Genomic DNA, 17,751 nt, shown 5'->3' on the forward strand with positions numbered 1-17,751 from the left:
CTCTCTGCCATCTGCCAACACTCAGTTCTACATTTTCTTTCAACGGGCAGGCAGCTCCAGGAGAAATGAAATGACGAAGGTAGCGATTGAAAAGGTGCTGGTTCTTGGTGCCGGCAAGGTAGGCAGCACGGTGGCGGACATGATTGCCGAGTACCACCGCTTGCCGGTCACGCTCGCCGACCTGAAGCCGGGCCGCGGCGATGAGAGCGATGTGCTCGTGCGCAGGATTTCTCTCGACGTCGAAAGCAGCGAAGAGCTGGATGCGGCGCTGTCGGCCCATTCGGTTGTGATCAACTGTTTGCCCTTCTACCTCGCCCAGCGCGTGGCCACCGCGGCCGCAAGTTGCGGCGTCCACTACTTCGACCTCACCGAAGACGTGGCTGCAACAAAAGCCATCCGCGAGATCTCCAGGCAAGCGACGTCGGTCCTGATGCCGCAAAGCGGCCTGGCGCCAGGCGTGATCGGCATGCTCGGAAGCTACCTGGCCAACCGCTTCGACGAACTCTACGACCTGCGCCTGCGCGTCGGCGCCCTCACCCGCAACGCAACGAACAGCCTGCGCTACAACTTCACGTGGAGCATCGACGGCGTCATCAACGAGTACTGCAACCCGTGCAACGCCATCGTCAACGGCCAGCTGGTGTCGGTGCAGCCGCTGGAAGGGCACGAGACCTTCACGCTCGACGCCGAAGCGTTCGAAGCCTTCAACACCTCGGGTGGCCTGGGTACCCTGTGCGAAAGCCTGGAGGGAAAAGTCAGGAACCTCGACTACAAAACCATTCGGTACCCTGGTCACCGCGATGCGATGAACTTCCTCCTGCACGATCTTCGCCTGATCGAGCGACGCGACCTGCTGCGCCAGGTGCTCGAGCACGCAGTCCCGCACAGCCGCGAAGACGTCGTGATTCTGTTTGCCTCGGCATCGGGCCTTCGCGACAGCCGGTTCGAACAGGAAACGCGCGTCGGACGCGTGTTCGGCGCTGCGTTGCGCGGAAAGGAACGCACTGCCATCGAACTCACCACCGCCGCCGGCGTCGTTGGCGTGTTCGAGTTGCTGCAACAGGGAAAGCTTCCCGCGAGCGGCTTCGTCGGCCAGGAGCAGGTCTCTCTCCAGCAGTTCCTCGCGACCAAGGTCGGGCACTACTACAAGGGCCTCGGCGTGCCGTCGTCGGCCACCCGGCCAACGGGCGAGTTCGCACACGCCTGATCCGGATCGCACGCCTGCATCCAGATCGCCATTCCGTCGAGCAGCTCCTCCATCGCCTCGCCGTCGCTGCGGCCTGAGCGCCGGCGCACGTGAAAGGAGTGGTCCGTATGGGCGATCTCCATCAGCGACCCGCGGTCTCCCAGTTCCTCGACCACCGAGCGAATCCTGCAGAGCTCGGCGAGCTTGTCCTCCGTGCCTTGAATGAACAGCATGGGCAACTGCACGTCGAACAGGTGCGCCGCGCGTTCGGTCGAAGGCACCCCTGCCGGATGCAGCGGAAAACCCAGGAAGACGAGGCCGGCCACGCCGGGCAGCGGCGCCAGCGCCTGCGCCTGCGACGTCATCCGGCCGCCGAACGACTTGCCGCCCGCGAAGAGGGGAAGCGCGCCGAACATCTCGGAGGCCCGCGCGGCAGCGGCCCGAACCGCGGCATGGGCAACGCGAGGTGAATCAGGACGTTTGCTGCCAAGCTCCATGTACGGAAACTGGTAGCGCAAGGTCGCGATCCTTCGTGCGGCCAAGCCGTCCGATACCGCGCCCATGAACGGATGCGCCATGCCCGCACCCGCGCCGTGAGCGAACACATAGCAGGCAGTCGGATCAGCCGGCGCCTGCACGAGCGCGGAGACGCTCACGCTGCCGTCGACGGGAATGGAGATCTTCTGCGTTTCAGGCGTCATGCAGAGTGGGAGGGAGTTGAACCCCAAGTATGCAGCGCACCGCCCCTACCAGCGCAGCGCCGCCGTGTGCACCGGCGCATCCCACAGCGACACCAGTTCGTCATCGAGCAAGCTCACGGTCAGTGAGGCGCCCGCCATGTCGAGCGAAGTCGTGTAGTTGCCGACCAGCGATCGGACCGGCTTGAGTCCCTCGGCCTCGAGGCGCCGGTTCGCCGCATGGTGCAGCAGGTAGAGCTCCATCAAGGGTGTGCCGCCGAAGCCGTTGACGTGCAGCAGCACCTGGCGCCCGGCCTGGGCCTTCAGGTCGCCGAGGATCGCATCCATCAGCGTGCGCACGATCTCGTCGGCCGGCATGTGGGCGGCGCGCCGCCGCCCGGGCTCGCCATGGATGCCGACGCCGATCTCGATCTCGTCGGGCCCGATGTCGAAAGTGGGCCGCCCGGCCGCCGGCACCGTGCAACTCGTGAAGGCCACGCCCATCGATGCGGTGGCCGCGTTCACGCGGTCGCCCAGCGCCTTGCACTCGGCCAGCGTCGCGCCCTGCTCGGACAGCGCCCCGACCATCTTCTCGACGACCAGCGTGCCGGCCACGCCGCGGCGGCCGGTCGTGTGGGTTGAGTTCTCCACCGCCACGTCGTCGTTGACCAGCACGGTCGCGTTCTCGGCTTCGAGCATCTCGCTCGCCATCTGGAAGTTCATGCCGTCGCCGGCATAGTTCTTGACGATGAAGAGCACGCCCTGGCCGGTTTCGGTGGCGGCCGCGGCGGCCAGCATCTGGTCGGGCGTGGGGCTGGTGAACACCTGGCCCGGGCAGGCCGCATCGAGCATGCCGCGGCCGACGAAGCCGGCGTGCAGCGGCTCGTGGCCCGAGCCGCCGCCGGAGATCAGCGCCACCTTGTTCGCTGCGCGCTCGCGCCGGGCGACGAAGGTGGGCTCGAACTCGACGCGCAGCAGCTGCGGATGCGCCTCCACCATGCCGGCCAGCGCCTCGCGCAGCATCGCGTCCACGTCGTTGACGAACTTCTTCATGCGATTTCCTTCCATGTGTCGCACACCGCGGTAATGGCGACTTCGCAGGTCTTCGAGCCCGGGTCGATGTGGCCGAGCGCGCGTTCGCCGAGGAAGGAGGCGCGGCCCTTGGTGGCGGTCATGTCGCGCGTGGCGAGCATGTTGCGGTGGGCCTCGGCCGTGAGCTGCTCGCACACCTGCGGCAGCGGCGTGTTTTCTTCGGCGAGGCGTTGCAGCAGGCGCGAGACCGGGATCAGCACGTCGAGCATGGTCTTCTCGCCGAGGTCGGCCTTGCCGCGGCTCTTGATGGCCTCGACGCCATCCGCGAAGGCGGCGGCGAACTGCCGGCGGTCGGGCTCGTCGATGCCGGCGAGGGTCTTGCCCATCGCGATGAAGAAGCTCGATATCAGCGGACCCGAGGCGCCGCCGATGGTCGACAGCAGCTTCAGGCCGATCTTGCCGAAGGCCGCACCGGGCGCGAGCGGCGCCAGCTCGTCGCGCATCGCCATCAGCACATCGCAGCCGCGGCGCACGTTGATGAAGTGATCGCCGTCGCCGATCGCGCGGTCCAGCGATTCGATCTGGCTCTCGTTGGCGAGGATCGCCGCCTGCACGGCTTCCAGCGCGTCGATGATGTGTACCGTTTTCATGGGACTTCCTGGATTCGGGGTGCGGCGATGCGGCATCCGGCCGCATCGAAGAAAAGACAGCGCTCGGCGGGAAAGCCGAAGCGCGCCTCGGAACCCGGCGCGAGCGGCGCGTCGAGCATCACGCGCGCATGCACCTCCACGCCCTGCCGCTCGGCCACCAGCTGGTGCTTGACCAGCGAGCACTCGATGACCTGGAAGCCGGCCGCCTCGCCCTCCGGCGAGAGCAGCACGTCCTCGGGGCGGATCGCAACGTGCGCGGTGCCGGCCGGCGAGCGGCCGTCGAACCACTGCGCCGGCAGCACGTTGATGGCCGGCGAGCCGAGGCGCTGCGCCACCGGCAGCGTGTGCGGGTCGCCGTAGACCGCGAGCGGCGTGCCCACCTGCTGCAGCACGCCGCGTTCGAGGATGCCGATGCGGTCGGCCATGGTGGTGGCCTCCACGTGGTCGTGCGTCACGTAGATCACGGTGGCGCCGGTGCTGCGCTGCAGGCGCCGGAGCTCGACGCGCAATTCCTCGCGCAGTTGCGCATCGAGCGAGGAGAGCGGCTCGTCCATTAGGAACACGCGCGGCCGGCGCACCAGCGCGCGGCCGATGGCCACGCGCTGCATCTCGCCGCCCGAGAGCTCGGTGGCGCGGCGCGTGAGCTTGGCCTCGATGTGCAGCATGGCCGCCACTTCCTCCACCCGGCGCTTGACCTCGACCGGCTCGCTGCGCCGCAGCGGCGAGCGCAAGGGGAAGGCGAGGTTGTCGAAGACGGTGAGATGCGGGTAGAGCGAGTACTGCTGGAACACGAAGGCGCAGTCGCGGCTCGCGGGCAGGCTGTCCGTGATGTCGTGGCCGTCCATGCGGATGCGCCCGGCATCGGGACGCTCCAGGCCGGCGATGAGGCGCAGCGTGGTGGTCTTGCCGGCGCCGCTGGGGCCCAGCAGCACGAGGAATTCGCCGTCGGCGACGTGGAGGCTCAGCTCCGTCACCGCCTTGACCTCGCCGAAGGCGCGGCTCACGCCGCTAAGTTCAATGCTGGCCATGGCGCAAGGCCTCCCGGTGGTGGCGCGTGGTCGCGCTGGCAAGCAATTGTTCGGTGCCGGCGTCGAAGAGCACGATGCGCGCGGTGTTGAAGCCGATGGCGACACGGTCGCCCAATGCCGGCCGTTGCGACTTGTCGATCAGCGCCTTCAGCGTGCCGGCCGCCGTCGCCAGCTCGGCGATCCAGTGCGAGCCGAAGTACTCGACATGCCGCACCTCGGCCGCGAGCCCTTCGCCCGGCGCGCCGACCTGAACGTGCTCCGGCCGCACGCCGAGCACCGCCGCGCCGGCGCCTTGCTCGATGCGCGGCACCGTCACCGGCAAGCCGGCTAGCGAGACCGCGTCATCGCCCGGGCGCACCGCGCCCGAGATCGGCACGAAGTTCATCGGCGGCCGGCCGATGAAGCGCGCGACGAACATGCAGCTCGGAAAGTTGTAGATGCCGCCCGGCTCGTCGGCCTGCAGGATCTCGCCCTGGTTCATCACGACGATGTGGTCGGCCAGCGCCATCGCCTCGTTCTGGTCGTGCGTGACGAAGACGGTGGTGGTGCGCAAGCGCTCGTGCAGCTTGCGCAGCTCCACGCACATCAGCTCGCGGAACTCGGCGTCGAGTGTGCCCAGCGGCTCATCCATCAGGAAGGCCTGCGGCTGCCGCACGATCGCGCGGCCCAGCGCGACGCGCTGCCGGTCGCCGCCCGAAAGCCCGCCCACCCGCGCGCCGAGCAGGTGCTCGATGCGCAGGATGGCCGCGACGTCGGCCACGCGCCGGTCGATCTCGGCGCGCTTCAAGCCTTCGTTGCGCAGCGGGAACTCGAGGTTGCCGCGCACGCCCAGGTGCGGGTAGAGCGCGAAGAGCTGGAACACCATCGCGATGTCGCGTTCGCGCGGGCGCAGGTAGGTCACGTCCTGGCCCGCGAGCGTGATCGAGCCGGAGGTCGGGAACTCGAGGCCGGCCAGCATGCGCAGCGTGGTCGTCTTGCCGCAGCCCGAGGGGCCGAGCAGCACGACGAACTTGCCATCTTCCAGCGTCAGTGTGGAGTCGCGCACGGCGACGAAATCGCTGAAGCGCTTGTGCAGCTTTTCGATGCGGATCTCGGCCATGTCAGTGCAGCTTTCCGGCGACCGTGTAGCCCGCGACCCCGGCCAGCAGAACGGCGAAGGACCAGCTGTAGATCTCGAGCGACCAGGGCTGCATCAGCATCGCGAGGCCGAGCCCGATGAGGGCGATGCTGGCGGGCTCCCAGCGCGCGCGGGACAACCAGTTCTTCTTCATTTCCGAATCGCTCCGAAGGTGATGCCGCGCAACAGGTGCTTGCGCAGCAGCACGGTGAACACCAGCACCGGCAGCAGGAACAGCGTGGTGCCCGCGGCCATGGCCGGCCAGTCGAGGCCGCCCTCGCCGATGATGGTCGGGATGAAGGGCGGCGAGGTTTGCGCCGTGCCGCTGGTGAGCAGCAGCGCGAAGGCGTACTCGTTCCACGCGAAGATCAGGCAGAAGATCGCGGTGGTCGCGATGCCGGTGGCGGCCTGCGGCAGCACCACCTTGATGAAGGCCTGGAAGCGCGTGTAGCCGTCGACCATGGCGGCCTCCTCGTACTCGCGCGGGATCTCGTCCATGAAGCCCTTGAGCAGCCAGACCGAGAGCGAGAGATTGACCACCGTGTAGAGCAGGATCAGCCCGAGGTGCGTGTCCGACAGGCCGACCGCGCGGTACATCAGGTAGATCGGGATCGCCACCGCGATCGGCGGCATCATCCGCGTCGACAAGATGAAGAACAGCAGATCGTCCTTGCCCGGCACGCGAAAGCGCGAGAAGGCATAGGCCGCGAGCGTGCCCAGCACCACCGACAGCAGCGTCGAGCCGAAACCGATCAGCACCGAGTTGAGATAGCGGTCCGAGAAGCGCGAGGGCCCGGCCAGGATCATCTGCTGCTCGCGCACCAGGCCTTCGTACCAGGTGGCGGGCGGCGGCAGCGCGGCCAGTTCCAGTGCGCCCACGCGCGAGCGGGTGGTGAAGAGGTTGACATAGCCGATCAGCGAAGGCTGCGTGATGACCTGCGGCGGATAGGCGATCGCATCCTGCGGCGTGCGGAAGCTGGTGAGCAGGATCCACACCAGCGGGATCAGCGAGATCAGCGCGTAGCCGATCACGACGATGCCGGCGAAAGCCTTCGCGCGCGGCGTCGGGTCGAGCGGGCTGTGGACGGCGTTCTTCATCGTTGCTTCACCCGATCGAGGAATCGCACCGTCACGAGCGAGAGCCCGTAGATGGCCACGAAGAGGATGATGGCCAGCGCCGAGCTGTAGCCGGTGCGCCATTTCTCGAAGGCCTCGCGCTTGAGCTTGATCGACGCCAGCTCGGTCACCGAGCCCGGGCCGCCGTTGGTGAGCTGGTCCACGAGGTCGAACATCTTGAAGTTCTCGATCACGCGGAACAGCACCGCGAGGATGATGAAGGGCATCACCATCGGCAGCGTGATGCGCCAGAACTTGGTCCACTCGCTCGCACGGTCGATCTCCGCGGCCTCGTAGAGATAGGGCGGGATCGAGCGCAGGCCGGCCAGCAGCAGCAGCATCACGTAGGGCGTCCACATCCAGGTGTCGACCAGCACGATGGCCCAGGGCGAGAGCTTGGTGTCACCCAGCATCGTGAAGGTGCCGGGCCCGCCGAAGAAGTTGACGATGTAGTTGAAGATGCCGTACTGCGGCTCGAAGAAATACTTCCAGAAGGTGCCGACCACCGCCGGCGCCAGCATCATCGGCAGCAGGATCGCGGTACTCCAGAAGCTGTGCGTGCGAAAGCGCCGGTTCAGCATCAGCGCCAGGCCGAAGCCGAGCAGCAGCTGCAGCGTTATCGAGCAGGTGAGGAAGTGCGCGGTGGCGCGCATGTTCTCCCAGATCGACTCGTCGTTGAGCACCCGCGAGTAGTTGCCGATGCCGACCCACAGCACCTCGGCGCCCGGCCGGTTGGCGCGGAAGTTGGTGAAGGACAGCCAGATCGTCCAGATGAGCGGGAAGATGTTGAAGGCCAGCAGCAGCAGGATCGTCGGGCCGACGAAGAGCCATGCCAGCGCGCGGTCGGAGAGGCCTTGGCCGGGCACCCTGCCGCGAACGGCGATGCCCGGCTCGGCGCGAACGGTGGTGGCCAACGGGAGGGCGCTCATGGTCGGCTCCGACGTCTCACGCTTCAAGGCTTGATCTTCCCGTCTTCCTTGAAGACCTCGGTCCAGTCCTTGAGCAGACCGTCGAGCGCTTCCTGCGGCGTGCCCTTGCCAGCTACGACGTAGTCGTGCGTGCGCTTCTGCATCGCCAGCAGCAGTTGCGCGTAGCTCGGCTCCTGCCAGAAGTCACGCACGATCTTCATCGAGTCGAGGAACACCGGCGCGTACGAGGTGCTCTTCTCGAATCCCGGCTTGCCGAGCACCGCGTTGTGGCACGAGAAGCCGCCCGCGTCCCACCACTTCTGCTGCACCGAGGGCTGCGCGAACCACTTGATGTAGTCGAGCGCGAGCTCCTTCTTGTCGGAGTACTTGACGACCGAGATGCCCTGGCCGCCGAGCTGCGCCGCGGCGACCTTGGCCTTGGGCATGGTGAAGAAGCCGGTCTTCTCGCCGCCCACGTTCGGGTCCTTCGCGATGCCGGGGAAGAAAGCGATGAAGTTCATCTGCATCGCGACCTGGCCCGACTTGTAGGAGTCGAGGTCCTCGGTCATGTAGGCGTTGGAATGCCCGGGCGGCGTGCAGCAGTCGAACAGCTCCTTGTAGAACTTGAGGCCGGCCACGGCCTCGGGGCCGTTGATGAAGCCTTTCATGTCGTACGGCTTCTTCGGGTTGTCGTACTGCATGCCGTAGGCGTACAGGGTGTTCGTCACGCCCATGGTGATGCCCTCGGAGCCGCGCTCGGTGTAGAGCGCCGCGCCGTAGACCTTCTTGCCGTCGATCGTGCGGTTCTGGAAGAACTGGCCGATCTGCTTGAACTCGTCCCAGGTCTTGGGCGGCGCGAGCTCGCGGTTGTACTTGGCCTTGAACTCCGCCTGCAGCTCGGGCCGGGCGAACCAGTCCTTGCGGTAGGTGAAGGCCACGGCATCGCCCATCGCGGGCAGCGCCCAGTAGTTCTTCGTGCCCTTGGGCCAGGTCGAGTAGCCCTCGACGGTGGCGGGCATGAAGTCGCTCATCTTGATGCCGTTCTTGTCGAAGAACTCGTTGAGCTTGATGTAGTGGCCCTCGGTCGCGGCCGAGCCGATCCACTGGCTGTCGCCGATTAACAGGTCGCAGAGCTTGCCCTTGGAGTTGAGCTCGTTGAGCATGCGCTGCGCGAAATTCGGCCAGGGCACGAACTCGTACTTCATCTGCACGCCGGTCTGGGCGGTGAAGTCCTTCGACAGCTCCACCAGCGCGTTGGCCGGATCCCAGGCCGCCCAGCACAGCGTGAGCTGCTTGGTCTGGGCCTGCGCGGCACCGGAGGCCAGCGTCAGCGCCGCGAGGAGCGCCGTGCCGAAAGTCGATCGCTTGTTCGTCAGCCACTTCATTGCTTCATCTCCTGTTGGTCATGGGACGATTGAAGAATAAAGATTGCAATAAATAAATCAATCAACGCAAACCCTAAGGCCTCATACGGATCGGGATAGCCCGGTGAATCCTGCGATCGACATCGGCGACACTCCTGATTGATTTATTGAGGCGCTTTCCGCACTTGGCCACTACCGTCACCATCACCCAGATCGCCGAAGCGGCCGGCGTCAGCACCGCCACCGTCGACCGCGTGCTGAACAGCCGCCCCGGCGTCAACCCCGTCACCGTGCAGCGCGTGCGCGACGCGATGAAGGAACTGGGCGGCGCCGTGCCGATGCGCGGCCGGCCGCGCTCGACCGAGAGCTACCGTTTCGCCTTCGTGCTGCCTTCGACCCGGCGCGGCTTCTTCGACCTGGTGGATCGCGTGATCGCGCAGGCGGCCGGCGATTTCCGGCACCAGCACATCACCGAAGTCACGCGCCGCCTGCCGGCCCACGATGCGGCGGCCTTCGCCGAGGAGCTCGCGCGCCTCTCGGACATGGACGGCGTGGCCCTGCTGGCGCCCGACACGCCTGCGGTGAAACTGGCCGTCAACGAACTGGTGCGCGCCGGCGTGCATGTGGTCACCCTGTTCTCCGACGTCGCGGGCTCGATGCGCGAGACCTTCATCGGCGCCGACAACCGTGCCGCCGGCCGCACCGCGGGCCTGCTGCTCGGGCGCGAGGCGCCGGCCGGCCAGGGTCACTGCGCGCTGCTGTCGCCGGCCACGCGCTATGCGGCCGAGATCGATCGCGGCATCGGCTTCGCGCAGGTGCTGGAAGAGCGCTTCGCGGGCGCCCGGCTGCTGCGAGTGGACGACATGCCGGAATCGGAAGACGAGGCCTACCGGCGCGCGCGCGAGGCGCTGGACCCCCAGGCCACCGGCGGGCGTCTGACCGCGGTCTACAACGTCGGCCCCGGCAGCCATGGCGTGCACCGCGCGCTGGCCGAGCACGGCTACGACGCCTCGCTCGGCGTGATCGCGCACGACCTGCTCGACATGCATCGCGCCATGCTGATCTCCGGTGCGCTGAGCTTCGTGCTGCACCAGGACGTGCACTACGTGGTGACCACCGCCGCGCGCGTGCTGCGCGCGCTGTGCGAAGGCGTGCGCGGGGCGCTGGCGGTCAGCAATCCGCGGGTCGACATCCTCACTGCGGAGAACCTCGCATGACAGCCGCACCCGATCGCCCCACGATGCCCTCTTCATGTTCGCCCCGCGAGGACACGCGATGAAGAAATTCATCAACTACGTCGACGACGCGGTCGTCGAAAGCCTGTCGGGCCTCGCGTCGGCGCACGAGGCGCTGCTGGCCGTCGAGTTCGACCCGACCTTCGTGTGCCGGCGCGTGCCCAAGAAGGACGCGGTGGCCGTGGTGTCCGGCGGCGGCTCGGGGCACGAGCCGCTGCACACCGGCTACGTGGGCCGCGGCATGCTGGACGCGGCCTGCCCGGGGCAGGTCTTCACCTCGCCCACGCCCGACCAGTGGATGGCCGCGGCGCACCGCGTGAACGCCGGCCGCGGCGTGCTCTTCATCGTCAAGAACTACGCCGGCGACCGCCTCAACTTCCAGATGGCGAGCGACATGCTGGTCGATCTCGACCACCTGATGGTGGTGGTCGACGACGACGTCGCGATCGACCATTCGACCCACGGGAGCGGCCGCCGCGGCGTGGCCGGCACCGTGATCGTCGAGAAGATCGTCGGCGCCGCGGCCGAGGCCGGCGCCGACCTGTTCGACTGCAAGGCGCTGGGCGACCGCATCAACAGCTGCACCGCGTCGATGGGCGTGGCCTTCAACAGCTGCATCGTGCCGGCCTCGGGCGTGGCGACCTTCGAGATCGGCGAGCAGGAGATGGAGCTCGGCGTCGGCATCCACGGCGAACCGGGGCGCCAGCGCCTGCCCTTCGCGCCGGCGGTCGAGATCGTCGACCTCTTGCTCGACCCGATCCTCAAGGATCTTTCGCTCGCGCGTGGCCGCGAGGTGCTGCTGCACGTCAACGGCCTGGGCGGCACGCCGCTGATGGAGCTCTACCTACTGCAGCACCATGCGCGCCGGCGGCTCGCCGCCGAAGGGCTGACGGTGGCGCGCACGCTGGTGGGCAACCACACGACCTCGCTCGAGATGGCGGGCGCCTCGCTCACCGTGACCGCGCTCGACGAAGAAGCCAAGCGGCTGTGGGACGCACCTGTGCATACGGCGACACTGCATTGGTAGCGCTATCGCGCCGCTAGAATCCGGCCCATGAACCCCGAGGCCACCCCGGCGCGCCGCACCCGTCGCGGCAGCGGTGCCGTCACGCTGCATGACGTCGCCAAGCTCGCCGGCGTGGCGCCCATCACCGCGTCGCGCGCGCTCAACACGCCGGCGCAGGTGTCGGCCGAGGTGCTGAAGAAAGTCACCGACGCGGTGGCCCGCACGGGCTATGTGCGCAACGGCCTGGCCGGTGGCTTGGCATCGACGCGCAGCCGGCTGGTGGCCGCGGTGGTGCCGACCATCGCCGGGCCGGTGTTCCTGCAGACCGTGCAGGCGCTGACCGAGGCGCTCGCCGAGAGCGGGTACCAGCTCATGCTGGGCCAGAGCGGCTATGCCGAATCGCGCGAGGATGCGTTGCTCGAGGCCATCATCGGCCGCCGGCCGGATGGCATCGTGCTCACCGGCATCATGCATTCGGTCGAGGGACGCAAGCGCCTGCTGGCCGCGGGCATTCCGGTGGTCGAGACCTGGGACCTCACGCCCACGCCGCTGGACATGCTGGTCGGCTTCTCGCACGTCGAGGTGGGGCGCGCGGTGGTCGACTTTCTGCGCAGCAAGGGGCGCAGCCGGCTCGCGGTGGTGGCCGGCGACGACGAACGCTCGCGGCGGCGTCACCAGGCTTTCCAGGATGCGGCGCGCGCCGCCGGCCTGCGCGAGGTGCGCCTGATCTACGTGCCGGCGCCCACCACGATGAAGAGCGGCCGCCGCGCGCTGGCCGAACTGCTCGCGGTCGCGCCGGACATCGACGCCGTGTTCTGCAGCTCCGACCTGCTCGCGCTCGGCGTGATGACCGAGGCGCAGGCGCGCGGCATCGCGGTGCCGGCGCAGTTGGCGGTGGTCGGCTTCGGCGATCTCGAGTTCGCGGCCGACCTGAATCCGGCGCTAAGCACGGTGCGCATCGACAGCAAGGCCATCGGCCGGCAGGCCGCGCGCTTCATCGTGGACCGCGCGGAAGGCCGCCAGGTCGACCCCCGTGTAGTCGACATCGGCTTCTCGATTGTCGACCGCGACAGCGCCTGATCCGTATAAACCCCTAGATTCGGCTGCTTGACGCCGCATTTGGTAGCGCTATCATTCAGACCATCGGATGGTAGCGCTACCTAAGCCATCGACCTCTTTCAATTTCAAGGAGACAAACCCATGAAGAAGCTACTCGGCGCCCTCGCCATCGGCCTGGCCGCCAGTGCAGCCGCCTACGCCCAGGCCACTTCGACAAGCTCAGGACAGGATTGGCCCCAGAAGCCCGTGACGCTGGTCGTTCCCTTCCCGCCCGGCGGCTCCACCGACATGGTGGCGCGCGCCATCGGCCCCAAGCTCACGGAGAAGCTCGGCCAGCCCTTCCTGGTCGACAACAAGGCCGGCGCCACCGGCACCATCGGCGCGACGCTGGTCAAGCGCGCGGCACCCGATGGCTACAGCTTCCTCGTCACCTCGCTCGGCCCGCTGGTGATCGCACCCCACCTCATCAAGGGCATGCAGTACGACGCGCTGAAGGACTTCGACCTGATCACGGTGGCCGTGCAGGCGCCCAACGTGCTGGTGGTGCCGGCCAGCTCGCCGCACAAGACGGTGGCCGACGTAATCGCGCACGAGAAGAAGAACCCCGGCAAGATGACCTTCGCCTCCTCGGGCAACGGCTCCAGCGACCACCTCACGGCCGAGCTGTTCTGGCAGCAGACCGGCACCACCGGCCTGCACGTGCCCTACAAGGGCGGCGCGCCGGCCATGACCGACCTGCTCGGCGGCCAGGTCGATGCCTCGTTCCAGAACGTCAACGCGGTGGTGCCGCACATCAAGTCCGGCAAGCTCAGGGCGCTCGCGGTCACCGGCGACAAGCGTTCCCCGGTGCTGCCCGAGGTGCCGACGATGAGCGAAGCCGGCGTGAAGAACGTCGAGGTCTATTCCTGGCAGGCCGTCGTCGCGCCCAAGGGCCTGCCGCCGGCGCTGCGCACCAAGGCCGCCGAGTCGGTGGTGGCCGCGCTCAACGACCCGGCCATCAAGCAGCAGTTCACTTCCATCGGCCTCGAGGTGGTCGGCAACACGCCGGCACAGTTCGCGACTTTCCAGCAACAGGAGTTCGCCCGCTGGAAGAAAGTCATCGAGACCGGCAAGATAACCATCGACTGAGCCAGCCCATGCCCTTCAACACCACCCCCCTGATCACCGAACTGCGCGTGATCCCCGTCGCCGGCCGCGACAGCATGCTCTTGAACCTGAGCGGCGCCCACGGCCCCTTCTTCACCCGCAATTTGCTGATCCTGACCGACAACGCCGGCCGCACCGGCGTCGGCGAGGTGCCCGGCGGCGAGAAGATCCGCCAGACGCTCGAAGATGCGCGGCCGCTGGTCGTCGGCCAGCCGATCGGCGCGCACCAGCGCGTGCTGCAGCACATGGGCAAGCAGTTCGCCGATCGCGATGCCGGCGGCCGCGGCCTGCAGACCTTCGACCTGCGCACCACGATCCACGCGGTGACCGCGGTCGAATCGGCGCTGCTCGACCTGCTGGGCCAGCACCTGGACGTGCCGGTCGCCGCGCTGCTCGGCGAAGGCCAGCAGCGCGAGGCGGTCGAGATGCTGGGCTACCTGTTCTACGTCGGTGACCGCGACAAGAGCGATCTGCCCTATGCGCGCGAAGCCGATGCCGGCGACGACTGGTTCCGCCTGCGCCGCGAGAAGGCGATGACGCCCGAGGCCATCGTGCGCCTGGCCGAAGCGGCGCGCGAGCGCTACGGCTTCAACGACTTCAAGCTCAAGGGCGGCGTGCTGCGCGGTGAGGAAGAAATCGAGGCCGTGACCGCGCTGCACGAGCGCTTTCCGCAGGCGCGCGTCACGCTGGACCCCAATGGCGGCTGGCTGCTGAAGGACGCGATCCGGCTCATGCGCGACATGCGCGGCGTGGTCGCCTATGCCGAAGACCCCTGCGGCGCTGAAGAGGGTTTCTCCGGCCGCGAGGTGATGGCCGAGTTCCGGCGCGCCACCGGCCTGCCGACCGCCACCAACATGATCGCCACCGACTGGCGCCAGATGAGCCATGCGCTCGCGCTGCAGTCGGTCGACATCCCACTGGCCGATCCGCATTTCTGGACCATGGGCGGCTCGGTGCGCGTGGCGCAGACCTGCCGCGATTGGGGCCTCACCTGGGGTTCACATTCGAACAACCACTTCGACGTGTCCCTGGCGATGTTCACGCACGTCGGCGCCGCCGCGCCCGGCCGCGTGACCGCGATCGATACGCACTGGATCTGGCAGGACGGCCAGCGCCTCACCAAGGAGCCGCTGCAGATCCAGGGCGGCCTGGTGCAGGTGCCGAAGAAGCCGGGCCTGGGCATCGAGCTCGACATGGCCGAGGTCGAGAAGGCGCACCAGCTCTACCAGCAGCACGGGCTGGGTTCGCGCGACGACGCCGTCGCGATGCAAGCCCTCATCCCCGGCTGGAAATTCGACCCCAAGCGGCCGGCCTTCGACCGCTGAACCCACCATCCATCAAGGACGCCCCATGAGAGAAAACCGCCTGCGCACGCTGTGGAAATCCGGTGGGGCTGCCGTCAACGGCTGGCTCGCCATACCGAACAGCTTCTCCGCCGAGACCATGGCCCACCAGGGCTGGGACTCGCTGACCATCGACCTGCAGCACGGCGTGGTCGACTACCAGGCCATGCTCCCCATGCTGCAGGCGATCTCGACCACCAACACGGTGCCCGTGGTGCGCGTGCCGTGGCTGGAGCCGGGCATCCTCATGAAGACGCTGGACGCCGGCGCCTACGGCGTGATCTGCCCGATGGTCAACACACGCGAGGACGCGCAGCGGCTGGTGGCCTACACACACTACGCGCCGCGCGGCACGCGCAGCTTCGGCCCGGTGCGCGCGCTGCTCTACGGCGGCGCCGACTATCCCGAGCATGCCAACGACACCATCGTCACCTTCGCGATGATCGAGACGGCACAGGCACTCGACAACCTGGACGACATCCTCTCGGTCGAAGGGCTGGATGCGGTGTACATCGGCCCGTCGGACCTCTCGCTCGCGCTCGGTTGCCGTCCCGTCTTCGACGACGTGGACCCGCCGGTCGCGCAGGCCATCGACCACATCCTCGAACGGGCCAAGGCGCACGGCCTGGTCGCCGGCATCCACAACGGCAGGCCCGACGTGGCGCTCGCGCGCATTGCCAAGGGCTTCCAGTTCGTCACCGTGAGTTCGGACGCGCGGCTCATGGCCGCCGGCGCCCAGCAGATGCTCGCAGCGATGCGGGCCACGCCGGCGCCTGCGGCATCTTCTTCCACCTACTGAACCAAGGAAATCGAAATGAAAGTCGGATTCATCGGCCTCGGCATCATGGGCGCGCCGATGGCGCAGAACCTCCTGGCCGCCGGCCACGAGATGTTCGTGCGCACGCGCAGCAAGGTGCCCGAGGCGCTGGCCAAGGCCACGCAGTGCAAAACCAACGCCGACGTCGCGCGCGCCGCCGATGTCATCGTGCTCATGCTGCCGGACACGCCCGATGTCGAGTTGGTGCTGTTCGGCAAGGACGGCGTCGCCGACGGCCTGAGCGCCGGCAAGACGGTGATGGACATGAGCAGCATCTCGCCCATCGAGACCAAGGCCTTCGCCAGCAAGATCAACGCGCTCGGCTGCGAGTACCTCGACGCGCCAGTCTCCGGCGGCGAAGTCGGCGCCAAGGCCGCCAGCCTGACCATCATGTGCGGCGGCTCCGAAGCCACCTTCGACAAGGTGAAGCCGCTGCTCGAAGCCATGGGCAAGAACATCACGCTGGTGGGCGGCAACGGCGACGGCCAGACCACCAAGGTGGCCAACCAGATCATCGTCGCGCTCAACATCGCCGCGGTCGGCGAGGCGCTGCTGTTCGCAAGCAAGGCCGGCGCCGACCCGGCCAAGGTGCGGCAGGCGCTGATGGGCGGCTTCGCGGCCAGCCGCATCCTCGAAGTGCATGGCGAACGCATGATCAAGCGCACCTTCAACCCGGGCTTCCGCATCGCGCTGCACCAGAAGGATTTGAGCCTCGCGCTCGCCGGCGCCAAGTCGATGGGCGTCGCGCTGCCGCAGACGGCTTCGGCCGCGCAGCTGATGCAGTCCTGCGCCGCCCACGGCTGGGACCAGCTCGATCATTCGGCGCTGGTCAAGGCGCTGGAGCAGATGGCGGCGCACGAGGTGGCGAACCCGCAGACCTGAAGCCGCATCGCGCCGCCGACGAAGAACAACAACCGTGGAGACGAGCATGCAAGAACAACAAGGCGCGAGCGCGCGCCGCGCTTTCCTGAAGACGGCCGCGGGCAGCACGCTGGCCGCGCTCGGCGGCACCGCCGCCGCGCAGGCCTTCGACTTCAAGCCCAGCCAGCGCTACCCCGATCCGGCGGTGCAGGTGCTGGACCCGAGCTTCGGCAAGTACCGCATCTACAGCAGCACGGTCGAACAGCTGGGCACCGGCATGCGCTGGGCCGAAGGCCCGGTGTGGTTCGGCGACGGACGCTATCTGCTGGTGAGCGACATCCCCAACAACCGCATCATGCGTTTCGACGAGGCCACCGGGACTTTCGGCGTGTTTCGCCAGCCGTCCAACTATTCCAACGGCCTGGCGCGCGACCGGCAGGGGCGGCTGCTGGCCTGCGAACACCTGACCCGGCGCATCACGCGCACCGAGTACGACGGCAGGATCACCGTGCTGGCCGACAGCTTCAACGGCAAGAAGCTCAACTCGCCCAACGACATCGTCTGCAAGTCCGACGGCTCCATCTGGTTCACCGATCCGCCCTTCGGCATCGGCGGCAACTGGGAGGGCGACAAGGCCGCCTCCGAACTGCCGCACTCCGTCTACCGCATCGCGCCGGACGGCAAGATCGGCCTCGTCACCGCCGACCTGAACGGCCCCAACGGCCTGGCCTTCTCGCCCGACGAGAAGAAGCTCTACATCGTCGAGGGACGTGCCCAGCCCCACCGCGTGATCTGGAGCTACGACGTCGGCAGCGGCGCCAGCCTGTCCAACAAGACCCGGCTGGTGGACGCCAACGGGCCCGGTTCGATCGACGGCTTCAAGGTCGACGTCGACGGCAACCTGTGGTGCGGCTGGGGCAGCAACGGCGCGCCCGGCGCAAACCCGGCGGACCTGGACGGCGTGATGGTGTTCAACCCGCAGGGCAAGGCGATCGGTTTCATCCGCCTGCCGGAGCGCTGTGCGAACCTCAGTTTCGGCGGGGCCAAGAGCAACCGGCTTTACATGGCAAGTTGCCACTCGCTTTATGCGCTCTATGTGGAAACGCATGGCGCGGCTTGAATGGCGACCGGAGCAAGTCTTCATCAAGAAGTAAGTAAAAAGCTCTTGAAATACCTTGTTACGGCGTGCACAGCTAGGCACAATGT

The 17,751-nt window shown here is 67.7% G+C and carries 18 protein-coding genes; 9 read left to right on the top strand and 9 right to left on the bottom strand.

Features of this window, described 5'->3' with window-relative positions; all coding sequences use genetic code 11:
* Window positions 1–70: 70 nt before the first annotated feature.
* Entirely contained in the window at window positions 71–1,207 is a 1,137-nt protein-coding gene (locus ACSQ89_RS26885) for a saccharopine dehydrogenase family protein (RefSeq protein WP_436294114.1), read from the top strand.
* Here the strand turns inward: ACSQ89_RS26885 and ACSQ89_RS26890 are convergent.
* From ACSQ89_RS26890 to ACSQ89_RS26930, 9 genes are read right to left on the bottom strand one after another with little or no spacing between them, the layout of a single operon-like run.
* Window positions 1,144–1,887 carry an alpha/beta hydrolase family protein gene (locus ACSQ89_RS26890; RefSeq protein WP_436296575.1) on the bottom strand — a complete coding sequence of 248 codons (744 nt, stop codon included), beginning with the start codon at window positions 1,885–1,887 and terminating at the stop codon, window positions 1,144–1,146. The two genes, ACSQ89_RS26885 and ACSQ89_RS26890, sit on opposite strands and share 64 nt — an antisense overlap.
* A 45-nt stretch (window positions 1,888–1,932) precedes the next feature.
* Window positions 1,933–2,916 (bottom strand): dihydroxyacetone kinase subunit DhaK, encoded by a 984-nt coding sequence (dhaK, locus tag ACSQ89_RS26895; RefSeq protein ID WP_436293981.1) that lies wholly within the window; start codon window positions 2,914–2,916, stop codon window positions 1,933–1,935.
* Window positions 2,913–3,545 (bottom strand): dihydroxyacetone kinase subunit DhaL, encoded by a 633-nt coding sequence (dhaL, locus tag ACSQ89_RS26900; protein WP_093108330.1) that lies wholly within the window; start codon window positions 3,543–3,545, stop codon window positions 2,913–2,915. Before dhaL ends, dhaK (ACSQ89_RS26895) begins: the two co-directional genes overlap by 4 nt.
* The gene (locus ACSQ89_RS26905) at window positions 3,542–4,573 is read right to left on the bottom strand and encodes an ABC transporter ATP-binding protein (RefSeq protein ID WP_436293980.1); all 1,032 of its coding nucleotides are present in this window, start codon (window positions 4,571–4,573) and stop codon (window positions 3,542–3,544) included. The genes dhaL and ACSQ89_RS26905 overlap by 4 nt, the downstream gene beginning before the upstream one ends.
* On the bottom strand, window positions 4,560–5,672 hold the full coding sequence (locus tag ACSQ89_RS26910; protein WP_436293979.1) for an ABC transporter ATP-binding protein: 1,113 nt from the start codon (window positions 5,670–5,672) through the stop codon (window positions 4,560–4,562). Before ACSQ89_RS26910 ends, ACSQ89_RS26905 begins: the two co-directional genes overlap by 14 nt.
* Before the next feature lies 1 nt (window position 5,673).
* Window positions 5,674–5,844 carry a hypothetical protein gene (locus ACSQ89_RS26915; protein ID WP_170855626.1) on the bottom strand — a complete coding sequence of 57 codons (171 nt, stop codon included), beginning with the start codon at window positions 5,842–5,844 and terminating at the stop codon, window positions 5,674–5,676.
* Window positions 5,841–6,788 carry a carbohydrate ABC transporter permease gene (locus tag ACSQ89_RS26920; RefSeq protein ID WP_436293978.1) on the bottom strand — a complete coding sequence of 316 codons (948 nt, stop codon included), beginning with the start codon at window positions 6,786–6,788 and terminating at the stop codon, window positions 5,841–5,843. Before ACSQ89_RS26920 ends, ACSQ89_RS26915 begins: the two co-directional genes overlap by 4 nt.
* Entirely contained in the window at window positions 6,785–7,735 is a 951-nt protein-coding gene (locus tag ACSQ89_RS26925; protein WP_093108492.1) for a carbohydrate ABC transporter permease, read from the bottom strand. Before ACSQ89_RS26925 ends, ACSQ89_RS26920 begins: the two co-directional genes overlap by 4 nt.
* 23 nt (window positions 7,736–7,758) lie before the next feature.
* A complete protein-coding gene (locus ACSQ89_RS26930) occupies window positions 7,759–9,099 on the bottom strand; it encodes an ABC transporter substrate-binding protein (RefSeq protein ID WP_436293977.1) in 1,341 nt (446 codons plus the stop codon).
* 164 nt (window positions 9,100–9,263) lie between these two features.
* On the opposite strand from ACSQ89_RS26930, the gene ACSQ89_RS26935 reads away from it, so the two are divergent.
* The 8 genes from ACSQ89_RS26935 to ACSQ89_RS26970 all read left to right on the top strand — a co-directional run bounded on the left by ACSQ89_RS26935 (window position 9,264) and on the right by ACSQ89_RS26970 (window position 17,665).
* Complete coding sequence (locus ACSQ89_RS26935; RefSeq protein WP_436293976.1) at window positions 9,264–10,295, top strand: LacI family DNA-binding transcriptional regulator; 1,032 nt, start codon at window positions 9,264–9,266, stop codon at window positions 10,293–10,295.
* Window positions 10,296–10,353: 58 nt separating this feature from the next.
* On the top strand, window positions 10,354–11,340 hold the full coding sequence (gene dhaK, locus ACSQ89_RS26940) for a dihydroxyacetone kinase subunit DhaK (RefSeq protein ID WP_436293975.1): 987 nt from the start codon (window positions 10,354–10,356) through the stop codon (window positions 11,338–11,340).
* Window positions 11,341–11,367: 27 nt separating this feature from the next.
* On the top strand, window positions 11,368–12,399 hold the full coding sequence (locus ACSQ89_RS26945; protein ID WP_436293974.1) for a LacI family DNA-binding transcriptional regulator: 1,032 nt from the start codon (window positions 11,368–11,370) through the stop codon (window positions 12,397–12,399).
* Between the two features lie 120 nt (window positions 12,400–12,519).
* Window positions 12,520–13,506 carry a Bug family tripartite tricarboxylate transporter substrate binding protein gene (locus ACSQ89_RS26950; RefSeq protein WP_436293973.1) on the top strand — a complete coding sequence of 329 codons (987 nt, stop codon included), beginning with the start codon at window positions 12,520–12,522 and terminating at the stop codon, window positions 13,504–13,506.
* 8 nt (window positions 13,507–13,514) lie between these two features.
* Window positions 13,515–14,849 carry a glucarate dehydratase gene (gene gudD / locus ACSQ89_RS26955; RefSeq protein ID WP_436293972.1) on the top strand — a complete coding sequence of 445 codons (1,335 nt, stop codon included), beginning with the start codon at window positions 13,515–13,517 and terminating at the stop codon, window positions 14,847–14,849.
* A 25-nt stretch (window positions 14,850–14,874) separates the two neighbouring features.
* Window positions 14,875–15,666: an HpcH/HpaI aldolase family protein gene (locus ACSQ89_RS26960; RefSeq protein ID WP_436293971.1), complete on the top strand. Its 792-nt coding sequence runs from the start codon at window positions 14,875–14,877 to the stop codon at window positions 15,664–15,666.
* A gap of 15 nt (window positions 15,667–15,681) precedes the next feature.
* Window positions 15,682–16,566, top strand: a complete 885-nt coding sequence (locus ACSQ89_RS26965; RefSeq protein WP_436293970.1) for a 2-hydroxy-3-oxopropionate reductase — start codon at window positions 15,682–15,684, stop codon at window positions 16,564–16,566.
* A gap of 46 nt (window positions 16,567–16,612) precedes the next feature.
* Window positions 16,613–17,665, top strand: coding sequence for an SMP-30/gluconolactonase/LRE family protein (locus ACSQ89_RS26970; RefSeq protein WP_436296576.1), 1,053 nt, complete (start codon window positions 16,613–16,615; stop codon window positions 17,663–17,665).
* Window positions 17,666–17,751 lie beyond the last annotated feature (86 nt).

The sequence above is a fragment of the Variovorax sp. LjRoot175 genome, from assembly GCF_964253805.1.
Lineage (GTDB): Bacteria > Pseudomonadota > Gammaproteobacteria > Burkholderiales > Burkholderiaceae_C > Variovorax.

Excerpts from the sequence above, each read along its gene's own strand:
- ACSQ89_RS26885 (WP_436294114.1), top strand. The coding sequence starts at position 71 with ATGACGAAGGTAGCGATTGAAAAGGTGCTGGTTCTTGGTGCCGGCAAG.
- ACSQ89_RS26890 (WP_436296575.1), bottom strand. The coding sequence starts at position 1,887 with ATGACGCCTGAAACGCAGAAGATCTCCATTCCCGTCGACGGCAGCGTG.
- dhaK (WP_436293981.1), bottom strand. The coding sequence starts at position 2,916 with ATGAAGAAGTTCGTCAACGACGTGGACGCGATGCTGCGCGAGGCGCTG.
- dhaL (WP_093108330.1), bottom strand. The coding sequence starts at position 3,545 with ATGAAAACGGTACACATCATCGACGCGCTGGAAGCCGTGCAGGCGGCG.
- ACSQ89_RS26905 (WP_436293980.1), bottom strand. The coding sequence starts at position 4,573 with ATGGCCAGCATTGAACTTAGCGGCGTGAGCCGCGCCTTCGGCGAGGTC.
- ACSQ89_RS26910 (WP_436293979.1), bottom strand. The coding sequence starts at position 5,672 with ATGGCCGAGATCCGCATCGAAAAGCTGCACAAGCGCTTCAGCGATTTC.
- ACSQ89_RS26915 (WP_170855626.1), bottom strand. The coding sequence starts at position 5,844 with ATGAAGAAGAACTGGTTGTCCCGCGCGCGCTGGGAGCCCGCCAGCATC.
- ACSQ89_RS26920 (WP_436293978.1), bottom strand. The coding sequence starts at position 6,788 with ATGAAGAACGCCGTCCACAGCCCGCTCGACCCGACGCCGCGCGCGAAG.
- ACSQ89_RS26925 (WP_093108492.1), bottom strand. The coding sequence starts at position 7,735 with ATGAGCGCCCTCCCGTTGGCCACCACCGTTCGCGCCGAGCCGGGCATC.
- ACSQ89_RS26930 (WP_436293977.1), bottom strand. The coding sequence starts at position 9,099 with ATGAAGTGGCTGACGAACAAGCGATCGACTTTCGGCACGGCGCTCCTC.
- dhaK (WP_436293975.1), top strand. The coding sequence starts at position 10,354 with ATGAAGAAATTCATCAACTACGTCGACGACGCGGTCGTCGAAAGCCTG.
- ACSQ89_RS26945 (WP_436293974.1), top strand. The coding sequence starts at position 11,368 with ATGAACCCCGAGGCCACCCCGGCGCGCCGCACCCGTCGCGGCAGCGGT.
- ACSQ89_RS26950 (WP_436293973.1), top strand. The coding sequence starts at position 12,520 with ATGAAGAAGCTACTCGGCGCCCTCGCCATCGGCCTGGCCGCCAGTGCA.
- gudD (WP_436293972.1), top strand. The coding sequence starts at position 13,515 with ATGCCCTTCAACACCACCCCCCTGATCACCGAACTGCGCGTGATCCCC.
- ACSQ89_RS26960 (WP_436293971.1), top strand. The coding sequence starts at position 14,875 with ATGAGAGAAAACCGCCTGCGCACGCTGTGGAAATCCGGTGGGGCTGCC.
- ACSQ89_RS26965 (WP_436293970.1), top strand. The coding sequence starts at position 15,682 with ATGAAAGTCGGATTCATCGGCCTCGGCATCATGGGCGCGCCGATGGCG.
- ACSQ89_RS26970 (WP_436296576.1), top strand. The coding sequence starts at position 16,613 with ATGCAAGAACAACAAGGCGCGAGCGCGCGCCGCGCTTTCCTGAAGACG.